This window comes from Streptacidiphilus sp. PAMC 29251, assembly GCF_054208735.2.
Genome location: NZ_CM135725.2, coordinates 4,244,138 through 4,256,633, shown reverse-complemented (window position 1 = coordinate 4,256,633; position 12,496 = coordinate 4,244,138). Strand labels below are relative to the sequence as shown.

The following is a 12,496-nucleotide window of genomic DNA, read 5'->3' as shown; positions in this document are numbered from 1 at the left end:
AGCGGTGATAGAGGCCCGCCATCTCCGAGTGCTCCGCGCCGTCTCCCGTACCGGCTCCTTCTCCGCCGCCGCGCGGGAGCTGGGCTACACCCAGCCCGCGGTGAGCCAGCAGATGAAGGCGCTGGAGAAGTCCGTCGGCACCCCGCTGGTGGTCCGGGTCGGCCGCGGGGTGCAGCTCAGCGAGGCCGGCGAGGTGCTGGTACGGCACGCCACGGGGATCCTGGCCGGGCTGACCGCGGCCGAGGAGGAACTGGCCGCGATCGCCGGGCTGCGGGCCGGCCGGGTACGGCTGGTGTCCTTCCCGACGGCCAGCTCCACCCTGGTCCCGCCCGCCGTGGCGGCGGTCCGGCGCAGCAGCCCCGGCATCCGGGTGTCGCTGACCGAGGCCGAGCCGCCGGAGTCGCTGGCGATGCTGCGCGGCGGCGACTGCGAGGTGGCGCTCGCCTTCCGCTACCCGGACCAGGGGCTGGCCGGCGCGGAGCGCCTCCGTGCCGGGGCGGTGACGGGCGAGGGGCTGGCCCTGCACTTCCCGGCCGGGGATCTGACCGGGCTGCGGCGGCAGGCCCGGGCGGACGCGGTGGTGGAGGCCTCGGCCTCGGCCGCCGCTTGCGACTGGTCCGACCTGGTGGTCCGGCCGCTGCTGCGGGACCGGCTGGTCGGCGTGGTCGCGGCCGGGCATCCGCTGGCCGGGCGCGGCGACGAGCACCCGGTGCGGCTGGCCGAGCTGGCCGAGGAGCAGTGGATCGCGGGCTGCCCGCAGTGCCGGGGGCATCTGGTGGACATGTGCGCCGAGGCCGGTTTCGCGCCCCGGATCGACTTCGCCACCGACGACTACCCGGCGGTGCTGGGGCTGGTCGCGGCGGGTCTGGGCGTGGCCGTACTGCCGGAACTGGCGCTGGCGTCGGTCCGGCCGAGCGGCGTGTCGGTGGTGCCGCTGGCCTCCGGGGTGTTCCGCGAGATCGTCGCGCTGACCCTGCCCGACCTGGCCCAGGTGCCGGCCGTGGAGCTGATGCTGGACCGGTTGTCGGCAGGCCGCTGAGCCGGGGCCGCGCTGAGGCCCGGCTGATGCCCGCGGGCCGGGTGAGGGCGCTGCAGAATCGTTTCTTCACCCGGCCTGCGGGGCGGCTCAGTAGCCGCTGATCAGGGCCTCGTCGTCGGCGTCGGCCGGCTCGGCGACGTCGAGTGGGCGGTGCCGGGACCGGCCGAGCAGCTCCTCGCGCTCGTCCTCGGTCAGGCCGCCCCAGACGCCGTACGGCTCGCGGACGGCCAGGGCGTGGGTCGCGCACTCGGTCCGCACCGGGCAGCGGGTGCAGACCTCCTTGGCGGACTGCTCGCGGGAGCTGCGGGCTGCCCCGCGCTCTCCTTCGGGGTGGAAGAACAGGGAACTGTCGACGCCGCGGCAGGCGGCCGAGAGCTGCCAGTCCCAGAGGTCTGCGTTGGGGCCAGGGAGGCGGGAGAAGTCTGCCATTGCTCATTCCCTCGGTGTTGTCGGCACTCTGGTGAAAATATGACTCATGTAGATCTAATCGGACAAGAGGCCATCCGCGTTGCATATGCTCATTAAGATTCTGAAAATCTAACAAACCGGGCAAACCGTCCGGTTGGCGCGCCTGTGCGCCGGAGTGCGCCCAACAGGGGATGATCCGTAGTGGGTCGGCCACATACAGTGGTGGGACGGCTGCCACCCCGTAACTCATTCGGGTGACGGTCGTTGGGAGTGCGGAGGCGGTGAACGGCCCGGGCGTCGGGGAAGACGCCGGTGGCCGAGGCCGTGTCGAATGACGATTCGTACCTGCTCGTACCAGCCAGGAGGCTCAACGTGACGCGGATCAGCTACGGAGGACGGTCATGACATCCGTTCTCGTCTGTGACGATTCACCGCTCGCCCGGGAGGCGCTCCGCCGTGCGGTCGCCACCGTGCCCGGCGTGGACCGGGTGACCACGGCGACCAACGGCGAGGAGGTGCTCCGCCGCTGGGTGGCCGACCGGTCCGACCTGGTCCTCATGGACGTGCGGATGCCCGGCCTCGGCGGGGTCGAGACCGTGCGCCGGCTGCTGTCCGCCGATCCGGGGGCCCGGATCATCATGCTCACCGTCGCCGAGGACCTCGACGGCGTGGCGCTCGCGGTGGCCGCCGGCGCCCGCGGCTACCTGCACAAGGACGCCTCGCGGGCCGAACTGCGGGCCACGGTCACCCAGGCCCTGGCCGACCCGACCTGGCGGCTCGCCCCGCGCCGGCTGCGCTGCGCCGAGATGGGCGCCGCGCCCACCCTCACCGCCCGGGAGATCCAGGTGCTGGAGGGCATGAGCCACGGCCGCAGCAACGCCGAGATCGGCCGCGAGCTGTTCCTCTCCGAGGACACCGTGAAGACCCACGCCCGCCGGCTCTTCAAGAAGCTCGGAGCCTCCGACCGCGCGCACGCCGTCGCGCTGGGTTTCCGCTGGGGCCTGGTCCGCTGACGGACGCGAGCCTGTGCGAAACACAGCCCCCGCCCGATGGGCGGGGGTGGTCTGTTTCCGGTTTCCCCGCCGAGGACGCACCATGGAAGGCATGGGATCCTCGGGGGAGTGCGGGCGGACGGCGGAAGGGGGCGACGGTGGCGCATAACGTTCCTGTGCACAAGTCGGGGCGCGGTGCCGCGTTTGCTGCGGCGACCAGGCACCATGGACCGGTGCGTGACGACGACATCAGCGCTGCCTCGGGCGGCGTGCAGACCACCGGCGGGGCTCCGGTCCCGATCGGCGCTCTCGTGGTCCGTGCGGTCGGCGGCGAGTCCGAGGCCACCGACGAGCTGCTGGGGCGGGTCCACCCGCTGGTGCTGCGCTACTGCCGGGCCCGGCTGGTCCGGCTGCCCGGCGGCGCCAGGCACCATGTGGACGACGTCGCCCAGGAGGTCTGCCTGGCGGTGCTCTGCGCCCTGCCGCGCTACCGCGACGAGGGGCGGCCCTTCGAGGCCTTTGTCTACGGCATCGCCGCGCACAAGATCGCGGACCTACAGCGGGCCGCGATGAAGGGCCCGGGACAGTCGGTCTTCCTGGCCGAGGAGCTTCCGGAGACCCCCGACGACGCCCTCGGTCCCGAGGAGCGGGCGCTGCTCAGCAGCGACGCCGCCTGGGCCAGGGAACTGCTGGCCTGCCTGCCGGCCCGCCAGCGCGAGCTGGTGCTGCTGCGGGTGGCGGCCGGGCTCACTGCGGAGGAGACCGGGGAGGTGCTCGGCATGTCCGCGGGCGCGGTCCGGGTCGCCCAGCACCGGGCACTCAGCCGGCTCCGGGCGCTGGCCCTCGGCGGACCCGAGGGGCTCTCCGCCTAGCACCCCGTCGACGGTCCGACCGGGTGCTGTGTCCCTGAGCACACAGGGGCCACGATGCGCAAGGGGGGTCACCCGGTTACCGGTAGACTCAAGTATTCGGGTCGGTACGGGAAGGTGCCCCAATGTCTTTGAATGCCGCAGGTGTCCCCGAGAAGTTCGCGATGCTCGGGCTCACCTACGACGACGTCCTGCTGCTCCCCGGCGCCTCCGAGGTCCTGCCGAACGCAGTGGACACGTCGTCACGGGTGTCCCGGAACGTACGCGTGAACATCCCGCTGCTGTCCGCCGCCATGGACAAGGTGACCGAGTCCCGGATGGCGATCGCCATGGCCCGGCAGGGCGGCGTGGGGGTGCTGCACCGCAATCTCTCCATCGCCGACCAGGTCAACCAGGTCGACCTGGTGAAGCGCTCGGAGTCGGGCATGGTCACCGACCCGATCACGGTGGGCCCCGAGGCCACCCTGGCCGAGGCGGACGCGCTCTGCGCCAAGTTCCGGATCAGCGGGGTGCCGGTCACCGACGCCGCCGGACGGCTGCTGGGCATCGTCACCAACCGCGACATGGCCTTCGAGTCCGACCGCAGCCGCCAGGTGCGCGAGGTGATGACCCCGATGCCGCTGATCACCGGCGAGGTCGGGATAAGCGGTGAGGACGCGATCGGCCGGCTCCGCCGCCACAAGATCGAGAAGCTGCCGCTGGTCGACGCCGAGGGCCGGCTCAAGGGCCTGATCACGGTCAAGGATTTCGTCAAGGCCGAGAAGTACCCGCTGGCCGCCAAGGACGGCGAGGGCCGACTGCTGGTCGGCGCCGCCGTCGGCGTCGGCGACGAGGCCTACGAGCGGGCCCAGGCGCTGGTCGCGGTGGGCGTGGACTTCCTGGTCATCGACAGCGCGCACGGCCACAGCCGGGGCATCCTGGAGATGGTCGCCAAGGTCAAGGCCAACATCAACGTCGACGTGGTGGCCGGGAACGTCGCCACCCGCGACGGCGCGCAGGCGCTGATCGACGCCGGCGCGGACGGCATCAAGGTCGGCGTGGGCCCCGGCTCCATCTGCACCACCCGGGTGGTGGCCGGCGTCGGCGTCCCGCAGGTCACCGCGATCTACGAGGCGGCCGTGGCCGCCCGCGCGGCCGGCGTCCCGGTGATCGGCGACGGCGGGCTGCAGTACTCCGGCGACATCGGCAAGGCGCTGGCCGCCGGGGCCGACACGGTGATGCTGGGCAGCCTGCTCGCGGGCTGCGAGGAGTCGCCCGGCGAGCTGCTGTTCATCAACGGCAAGCAGTTCAAGTCCTACCGCGGCATGGGCTCGCTGGGCGCCATGCAGTCCCGCGGGCTGGCGAAGTCCTACTCCAAGGACCGCTACTTCCAGGCCGAGGTCGGCTCGGACGAGAAGCTGGTGCCCGAGGGCATCGAGGGCCAGGTCCCCTACCGCGGTCCGCTCTCGGCGGTGACCCACCAGCTGGTCGGCGGGCTGCGGCAGACCATGGGCTACGTCGGCGCGGCGAACATCGCCGAGATGGAGTCCAAGGGACGCTTCGTCAGGATCACCTCGGCGGGGCTCAAGGAGAGCCACCCGCACGACATCCAGATGACGGTCGAGGCCCCGAACTACCACGGCAACTAGTTTCGACGAGCGGTTCCGGAGACGACCGGGGGGTCATGAAGGGCTCGCGGGCGTCTGCCTCGCGATCGGACGGTCCCGGGCAAGCGGGAGGACGGGCTGACGGCGCTCGGCCGGGGCTGGTCGGGGGCCGGCCCTGCCGGACGGCACTGGCTGGAGGACACGCTGCGGACGTACGTCGGCCAGGCCGCGGCGTCCCCCTTCCTGGCAGGCCGCCGGGCCGGTCCTCCGCCAGAAGGCCCGTCCGCCGGACCGGAGGGCCGAAGGACCGCTGAACGGTTCCGGTCGGGCTCGGTGCTCTGGTGCGACCAGGTGATGTCCGCGGGGTACGCGGACATCGCCGCGCTCGCCCGCCTCCACCCCGGAGGACCGGACCACCCCGGAGGACCGGACGAGGGGACGATGGCTCGGATCGAGAGCATCGCCGACACCTGCCACCGGATCCCGTATCCGCAGGAGATCCCGGCGGTCCTCAGACCATGGCTGGTGCGGCGATATCTGCGGGAGGGCTGGGGGCGGAACCCCGCCGCCGGCCGGGAATGGTGCCGGGCACGGTCCGAGCTGTTCGAGCAGGGCACCCCCGGCCGGATCCGGCGCATCATCGGCGCATCCTGGTGAGCGCCTCCGGGGGGTTCGCCTGGGAGCTCTGCTTTCTCTGCGACGATCCGGTCCTCGGCATCCGGGGGCAGGACTGCCGGCTGTCCCAACGGCGTTTCGCCGGTGACCCGCTCGACGTCATGACGGACGGGGCGGGGGTCGGCGGCCCCTGCCACATCCGGTGCCTGGAGGAGTCCGCGTTCGCGGGCCCGTGGGCGCAGCGGGTCGCGGCCGAAGCGCGGGCCGGATCCAGGCCCGACCTGGTCGCCGAGGAGGCCGGTGCGCTCGTTGCCCGGATCCTCGGGCCTGACGACTTCATCCTTGTGGCCGGTACGGGGTGGAACTGCCGGGTCTCCGCCGGGGAGCTGGACTCGGCGAGGCGGGTCGGCGAGCGCCTGATGATGAGCGCCCGGGACGTCCTCGCCGACGTCCGGACGCCTCTGGGCGCCGGTGTGCACGCGGCACTGGGGATGGAGGCGCGCGAGGGGATCGTGCCGCTGGTCGAACTAGTCGACCTTGTGGGAGTGCGCGGCAGGCTCCTCTCCGAGGACTCGCTCGACGGCGGATGGTTGACCGTCGGCCGGATGCGTGAGTCCTGGCGCGGCCGGGTCAGCCTCGGTCCCTACAAGAATTCCAAGGGCCTGGTCCTGATGAGCTTTGACATCGACCTGGCTCCCGGTCTCCACCGGATGGCGAGGACCCTCGGACGGCCCGTCGGCCCGCATGGGTGAGCGCTTCGCACGGCCCTGCCCGCCGGTGCGGGATACTGGGACCTGGCAGTAGCAGGTTGAGCGAAGGGCTGGACGTGACCGAGATCGAGATCGGGCGGGGCAAGCGGGGCCGACGGGCGTACGCCTTCGACGACATCGCCGTCGTACCGAGCCGGCGGACCCGGGACCCGAAGGAGGTCTCGATCGCCTGGCAGATCGACGCCTACCGCTTCGAGCTCCCGTTCCTGGCCGCGCCCATGGACAGCGTGGTCTCCCCGGAGCAGGCCATCGCCTTCGGGCAGATGGGCGGCCTGGGGGTGCTCAACCTGGAAGGGCTGTGGACCCGCTACGAGGACCCGCGCCCGCTGCTGGAGGAGATCACCGAGGTCAAGGACGAGGCCGTCGCGACCCGCCGACTCCAGGAGATCTACCGCGAGCCGATCAAGGCCGAGCTGATCGGCCGCCGGCTCAAGGAGATCCGCGACTCCGGCGTGGTCACCGCCGCCGCCCTGTCGCCGCAGCGCACCGCCGAGTTCTCCAAGGCCGTGGTGGACGCGGGCGTGGACATCTTCGTGATCCGCGGCACCACCGTCTCCGCCGAGCACGTCTCCGGCGCGGCCGAGCCGCTGAACCTCAAGCAGTTCATCTACGAGCTGGACGTCCCGGTGATCGTCGGCGGCTGCGCCACCTACACCGCGGCGCTGCATCTGATGCGCACCGGCGCGGCCGGGGTGCTGGTCGGCTTCGGCGGCGGCGCGGCGCACACCACCCGGACCGTGCTGGGCATCCAGGTGCCGATGGCGACCGCGGTCGCGGACGTGGCGGCGGCCCGGCGGGACTACATGGACGAGTCCGGCGGCCGCTATGTGCATGTGATCGCGGACGGCGGGGTCGGCTACAGCGGCGACCTGGCCAAGGCCGTGGCCTGCGGCGCCGACGCGGTGATGATCGGCGCGGCGCTGGCCCGCGCCAATGACGCGCCGGGCCGCGGCTTCCACTGGGGCATGGAGGCCGTGCACGAGGAGCTGCCGCGCGGAAAGCGGGTGGACCTGGGCACGGTCGGCAGCACCGCCGAGATCCTGCACGGGCCCTCGCACACCCCCGACGGCACCATGAACCTGTTCGGCGCGCTGCGCCGGGCGATGGCCACCACCGGCTACTCCGAGCTCAAGGAGTTCCAGCGGGTCGAGGTCACGGTGGCGCACAAGTAGCCGCAGCCCCTCCCTTGCGCAGACGCCCCCGGTACAGCCCGTGCCGGGGGCGCTGCCATGTGTCCACCTGCCCGTTTTGGGCAGGTACCCGGGCAGACTGTGAGCGAGAGCGGCCAGGACGGCGAAACACCAGGACAGCACCCTGCGGAGGAAGATTTTGCGTAGCGCGAAGCTGGGTCCGGACCAACGGGCGGAGTCGCTCGCCCGGATGGCCGAGCAGGAACTGGACGTGCTGGTGGTCGGTGGCGGGGTGGTCGGCGCGGGGACCGCGCTGGACGCCGCGACCCGGGGCCTCACCACCGGTCTGGTCGAGGCCAGGGACTGGGCGTCCGGGACGTCCAGCCGGTCGAGCAAGCTGATCCACGGGGGGCTGCGCTATCTGGAGATGCTGGACTTCGCCCTGGTCAAGGAGGCGCTCAAGGAGCGCGGCCTGCTGCTGCAGACCCTCGCCCCGCACCTGGTGAAGCCGGTCCCCTTCCTCTACCCGCTGCAGCACCGGGGCTGGGAGCGTCCGTACGTGGGCTCCGGGGTGGCGATGTACGACGCCATGTCGGTGGCCGGCGGCCACGGCCGCGGACTGCCGGTGCACCGGCACCTGTCCCGGCGCCAGGCGCTGCGCCAGGCGCCCTGCCTGCGCAAGGACGCGCTGGTCGGCGCGGTGCAGTACTACGACGCGCAGATGGACGACGCCCGCTTCGTCACCACCCTGGTCCGCACCGCCGCCTCCTACGGGACGCTGGCGGCGAACCGGGCCCGGGTGGTCGGCTTCCTCCGCGAGGGGGAGCGGGTGGTCGGCGCCCGGGTGCTCGACCTGGAGCAGGGCGGCGAGTTCGCGGTGCGGGCCCGCCAGGTGGTCAACGCGACCGGGGTGTGGACCGACGAGACCCAGGCACTGGTGGGCTCGCGCGGGCAGTTCCACGTCCGCGCCTCCAAGGGCATCCACCTGGTGGTGCCGCGGGACCGGATCCACTCCTCGACCGGGCTGATCCTGCGGACCGAGAAGAGCGTGCTGTTCGTCATCCCCTGGGGCCGGCACTGGATCGTCGGCACCACCGACACCGAGTGGACCCTCGGCAAGGACCACCCGGCGGCCAGCAGCGCCGATATCGAGTACCTGCTCGACCATGTGAACTCGGTCCTGGCGGTGCCGCTGACCAGGGAGGACGTCGAGGGCGTCTACGCCGGGCTGCGTCCGCTGCTGGCCGGGGAGTCGGACGCCACCTCCAAGCTCAGCCGCGAGCACGTGGTGCAGCACGCCGTGCCCGGCCTGGTGGTGGTGGCCGGCGGCAAGTACACGACGTACCGGGTGATGGCCAAGGACGCGGTGGACGAGGTGGTGCACGGCCTCGACCAGCGGGTCGCCCCGTCCTGCACCGAACGGGTGCCGCTGGTCGGCGCCGAGGGCTACCAGGCGCTGTGGAACGGCCGGGCCGAGCTGGCCCGGCGCAGCGGGCTGCACATCGCCCGGGTCGAGCACCTGCTCAACCGCTACGGCTCGCTGGCCGAGGAGGTGATGGCGCTGATCGTCCAGGATCCGTCCCTGGCCGAGGCGTTGACCGGGGCGGACGACTATCTGCGGGCCGAGGTGGTCTACGCGGCGCGGTTCGAGGGCGCCCGGCATCTGGACGACGTACTGGCCCGGCGGACCAGGATCTCGATCGAGACCTTCGACCGGGGCACCACCTCGATGCAGGAGGCCGCCGAGCTGATGGCGGGTGAACTCGGTTGGGACAAGGGGCAGGTGGACCGGGAGGTGGACCACTACCGGAAGCGGGTCGAGGCCGAGCGCGAGTCCCAGCAGCAGCCCGACGACCTGACCGCGGACGCGGCCCGGCTGGGGGCGCAGGACATCGTGCCCCTGGGGTAGGGGACGATAGGGGTACGCGCACGACGGAGGGGACCTCAGCCGGATGACCAGCGAGCAGACCAGTGACCAAGCCGGCGACCAGGATGCTGCCGGGCGGCTGCTGGCGCGCCGCTACCGGCTGGAGTCCGTGCTCGGCCGGGGCGGGATGGGCACGGTCTGGCGGGCCAAGGACGAGGTGCTGGGGCGCGAGGTCGCGGTGAAGCAGCTGCGTTTCACCGCCGGGGTGGGCGAGGACGAGCGGCACCGGCTGATCGCCCGCGCGCTGACCGAGGCCAAGGCGATCGCCCGGATCCGGCACACCTCCGCGGTCACCGTCTACGACGTGGTCGAGGAGGACGACCGGCCCTGGATCGTGATGGAGCTGGTCGAGTCCCGCTCGCTCAGCGAGGTGATCCGGGAGGACGGCGTGCTGCCGCCGCGCCGGGCCGCGCAGATCGGCCTCGACCTGCTGGGCGTCCTCGCCGAGGCGCACCGCTCGGGCATCCTGCACCGGGACGTCAAACCGTCCAATGTGCTGATCGGGCACGACGGGCGGGTGGTGCTCACCGACTTCGGCATCGCCCGGGTCGAGGGCGACCCCTCGGTGACCTCGACCGGGATGCTGGTCGGCGCGCCCTCGTACATCTCGCCGGAGCGGGCCAGGGGCGGGATACCCGGTGCGCCGGCCGACCTGTGGTCGCTCGGGGCGACGCTCTACGCGATGGTCCAGGGCTACCCCCCGTACGACAAGGGCTCGGCGCTGTCGACGCTGACCGCGGTGATGACCGAGGAGCTGACCCTGCCGCCCAACGGCGGGGCGCTGACGCCGGTGATCGACGGGCTGCTGCGCAAGGACCCGCACGAGCGGCTGGACGGGGCCGCGGCGCGGCGGATGCTGGCGGCGGTGCTGGCCGCCCCTGAGACCGCCGCGGTGGCCGCTCCAGCGCCCGCCGTGGCCGTGCCCGAGCCCGCGGCGCCGCAGCTGCCGGAGCAGCGGGCCGCGCTGAGCCCGCCGACCCGGGTGCAGCCGCTCCCGGCCGCCGCGCCGACGCCCGCACCGGCGGCCGCGCCGCTGCCGAAGTCTGGCGGTGCGGAGCCCGCCGCCCGGAACTGGAAGCCGTGGATCGCGCTGCTGGTCGCGCTGGTGCTGGTCGCGGCCGGCGGGGCGCTGATCGCGGTGCTGGCGCACGGCCACGGGAAGGCGAGCGGAGCCGGGCACAAGGCCGGTGCCCTGGTCAGCGGCACACCGGCGAGCACCGGGGCCGCCGCGCCGCTGTCCGTCCCCGCGTCGGCGCCGGCCTCCGCCTCGGCCTCGGTATCCGCCACGCCCTCGGCGGAGGCCGGGGCCTATCGCAAGGTGCAGGGCCCCGGCGGCTCCGCGCTGGACATCCCGGTCGGCTGGCGGGTCGTCAGCCAGAGCGCGAGCAGTTGGAAGTACAAGGGCCCGGAGGGGACCCTGCAGATCGACGCGACCAGCTCGCCCGGCAGCAGCGCCCTGGGCGCCTGGCAGTCGGAGGAGGGGGCCATAGCGCACAGCTTCGCGAACTACCACCGGCTCCGGCTGGCCACCGTCCACTACCGGGGCGGCTGGGACGCGGCGGACTGGGAGTGGACCTACGACTCCGCGAAGAGCGGTGCGCTGCACGCGCTGAACCGGGGGTTCGTCACCGGTCCGACCCACGGCTACGCGATCTACTGGACCGCGCCGAACGCGACCTGGAGCGGCGCCAGGAACCAGGAGCTGCTGAACCGTTTCTTTTCCAGCTTCCAGCCTGCGAGTTGATCCGATGTCAGCACGTACGCTGAGGTCGAAGGGCGAGGGAGGTGGCGCGGTGGCCGGCGGCGGACGGATGCTCGGCGGGCGCTATCTGCTGTCCGGGCGGTCGCGTGGGTCCGGGGTCGCGGCGGAGGACCAGCGCAGTGGCGCGGCGGTGCAGCTGGACCGGGTGCCGCTGCCGGAGCTGGTCGGCCCCGAGGACCAGGGTCTTGAGCCGTTCGACCAGGTGGCGCGGCCCGCGGTGGCCCCCCGTCCGGACAGCACCACCGCGCGGGCGCTGACGCTGGCCGCGTTCGTGGCCGAGACCGTCCCGGACCACCCCCGGCTCAGCCAGGTGTTCCAGGTGTTCGACGAGGACGGCTACCTCTGGGTGGCCGGGGAGGCGGTGCCGGGGGTGACCCTGCGCACCCTGCTCGACCGCGGCGGCCCGCTGCCGCCCTTCCGGGCCGCCGAGCTGGGGTACGACCTGGCCATGGCGCTGCGGGCGGTGCACGCGGCCGGTCTTGTGCACGGCAATGTCACCGCGGACACGGTGCTGGTCTGCGACGACGGCACCGCGCTGCTCTGCGGGCTGGTGACCGGGGTGGCCCAGGAGGCGCTGTGCGGCGGGCCCGGCGCGGACCAGCCGGGTGCGGGCGTGCCCGGCGGCCCCTGGGCGCCGGTCCGGATCCGGGCCAGGGACGCGCGCGCGGTGATCGTCGGCGCGGTCCCCGAGCGCTGGTCGCCGGAGCAGATCGGCCCCCCGCCCTTCGACGCGCGGCCGCCCTTCGACGCGCGGCCGGCCGGCAGCGCACCGCCGCCGGCTCCTCCGGTGGGCCCCGAGGCGGACGCCTGGGCGCTGGGCGTCCTGCTCTACCGCGCGGTGACCGGTGAGTCGCCGGTGCCCGGCCGGGACGGCGAGGAGCAGGACACCGGTGCGCTGTTCGCCGCGATCAGGGAGGGGCGCTTCGGGCAGCCGGTCGTCCCGGCGCTGCTCCCGCGCGGGGCGAAGCCGACCCAGCCGCCGCCCGAGCTGCCGGAGTGCGGGCCGCTGGGCCCGCTGCTGAAGCGGCTGCTGCGGGTCGATCCGGCCGCCCGGCCGTCCCTGCCCGAGGTGGCCGAGCGGATCCGGCAGCTGCTGCTGCGCGCGCCCGAGCCGATCAACCAGGACGCCCAGCTGTCCGCGGCGGCCCTGATGCCGGCGGACCCGGACCAGCAGCGCCGGCGGCGCGAGCGGGGCAGCGAGCGGGGGCCGAGCGGGGCGGCGAGGTCTTCCCGCACCCCGAGTTCCCCCATCACCGCCATGCCGCGCCACGCCGCAACCCAGCTTTGCTGGGTGCGATCCTGGTCGGTGGCATCATTCTTTTCGTCCTATTGGCCCTGGTACTGGTGGTATCGGTGATGGGCTGAGCGTCACAGCCGGGTCTCATGAGTGGCCCTGCC

Annotated in this window: 11 protein-coding genes; 10 read left to right on the top strand and 1 reads right to left on the bottom strand. The window is 73.3% G+C overall.

Features of this window, described 5'->3' with window-relative positions; all coding sequences use genetic code 11:
- Positions 1-4 precede the first annotated feature (4 nt).
- Positions 5-1,039 (top strand): LysR family transcriptional regulator, encoded by a 1,035-nt coding sequence (locus ACXKR8_RS19895; RefSeq protein WP_458274246.1) that lies wholly within the window; start codon positions 5-7, stop codon positions 1,037-1,039.
- A gap of 87 nt (positions 1,040-1,126) precedes the next feature.
- Here ACXKR8_RS19895 and ACXKR8_RS19890 read toward each other — a convergent pair whose 3' ends face one another.
- Complete coding sequence (locus ACXKR8_RS19890; RefSeq protein WP_458274245.1) at positions 1,127-1,468, bottom strand: WhiB family transcriptional regulator; 342 nt, start codon at positions 1,466-1,468, stop codon at positions 1,127-1,129.
- Between the two features lie 380 nt (positions 1,469-1,848).
- Here ACXKR8_RS19890 and ACXKR8_RS19885 point away from each other — a divergent pair, with 380 nt between their 5' ends.
- From ACXKR8_RS19885 to ACXKR8_RS19845, 9 genes are all read left to right on the top strand, one after another.
- The gene (locus ACXKR8_RS19885) at positions 1,849-2,460 is read left to right on the top strand and encodes a response regulator transcription factor (RefSeq protein ID WP_030251459.1); all 612 of its coding nucleotides are present in this window, start codon (positions 1,849-1,851) and stop codon (positions 2,458-2,460) included.
- 248 nt (positions 2,461-2,708) lie between these two features.
- Positions 2,709-3,311: an RNA polymerase sigma factor ShbA gene (gene shbA, locus ACXKR8_RS19880; RefSeq protein WP_458275032.1), complete on the top strand. Its 603-nt coding sequence runs from the start codon at positions 2,709-2,711 to the stop codon at positions 3,309-3,311.
- 122 nt (positions 3,312-3,433) lie between these two features.
- On the top strand, positions 3,434-4,936 hold the full coding sequence (guaB, locus tag ACXKR8_RS19875) for an IMP dehydrogenase (protein WP_458274244.1): 1,503 nt from the start codon (positions 3,434-3,436) through the stop codon (positions 4,934-4,936).
- A 312-nt stretch (positions 4,937-5,248) separates the two neighbouring features.
- Positions 5,249-5,551 carry a hypothetical protein gene (locus ACXKR8_RS19870; RefSeq protein ID WP_458274243.1) on the top strand — a complete coding sequence of 101 codons (303 nt, stop codon included), beginning with the start codon at positions 5,249-5,251 and terminating at the stop codon, positions 5,549-5,551.
- Positions 5,548-6,261, top strand: coding sequence for a hypothetical protein (locus ACXKR8_RS19865; protein WP_458274242.1), 714 nt, complete (start codon positions 5,548-5,550; stop codon positions 6,259-6,261). Before ACXKR8_RS19870 ends, ACXKR8_RS19865 begins: the two co-directional genes overlap by 4 nt.
- 74 nt (positions 6,262-6,335) lie before the next feature.
- Positions 6,336-7,451 (top strand): GuaB3 family IMP dehydrogenase-related protein, encoded by a 1,116-nt coding sequence (locus ACXKR8_RS19860; RefSeq protein ID WP_380504153.1) that lies wholly within the window; start codon positions 6,336-6,338, stop codon positions 7,449-7,451.
- A 157-nt stretch (positions 7,452-7,608) separates the two neighbouring features.
- Entirely contained in the window at positions 7,609-9,318 is a 1,710-nt protein-coding gene (locus ACXKR8_RS19855; protein WP_458274241.1) for a glycerol-3-phosphate dehydrogenase/oxidase, read from the top strand.
- A 43-nt stretch (positions 9,319-9,361) separates the two neighbouring features.
- Positions 9,362-11,080 (top strand): serine/threonine-protein kinase, encoded by a 1,719-nt coding sequence (locus ACXKR8_RS19850; protein WP_458274240.1) that lies wholly within the window; start codon positions 9,362-9,364, stop codon positions 11,078-11,080.
- 4 nt (positions 11,081-11,084) lie between these two features.
- The gene (locus ACXKR8_RS19845) at positions 11,085-12,455 is read left to right on the top strand and encodes a protein kinase family protein (RefSeq protein WP_462100606.1); all 1,371 of its coding nucleotides are present in this window, start codon (positions 11,085-11,087) and stop codon (positions 12,453-12,455) included.
- Positions 12,456-12,496 lie beyond the last annotated feature (41 nt).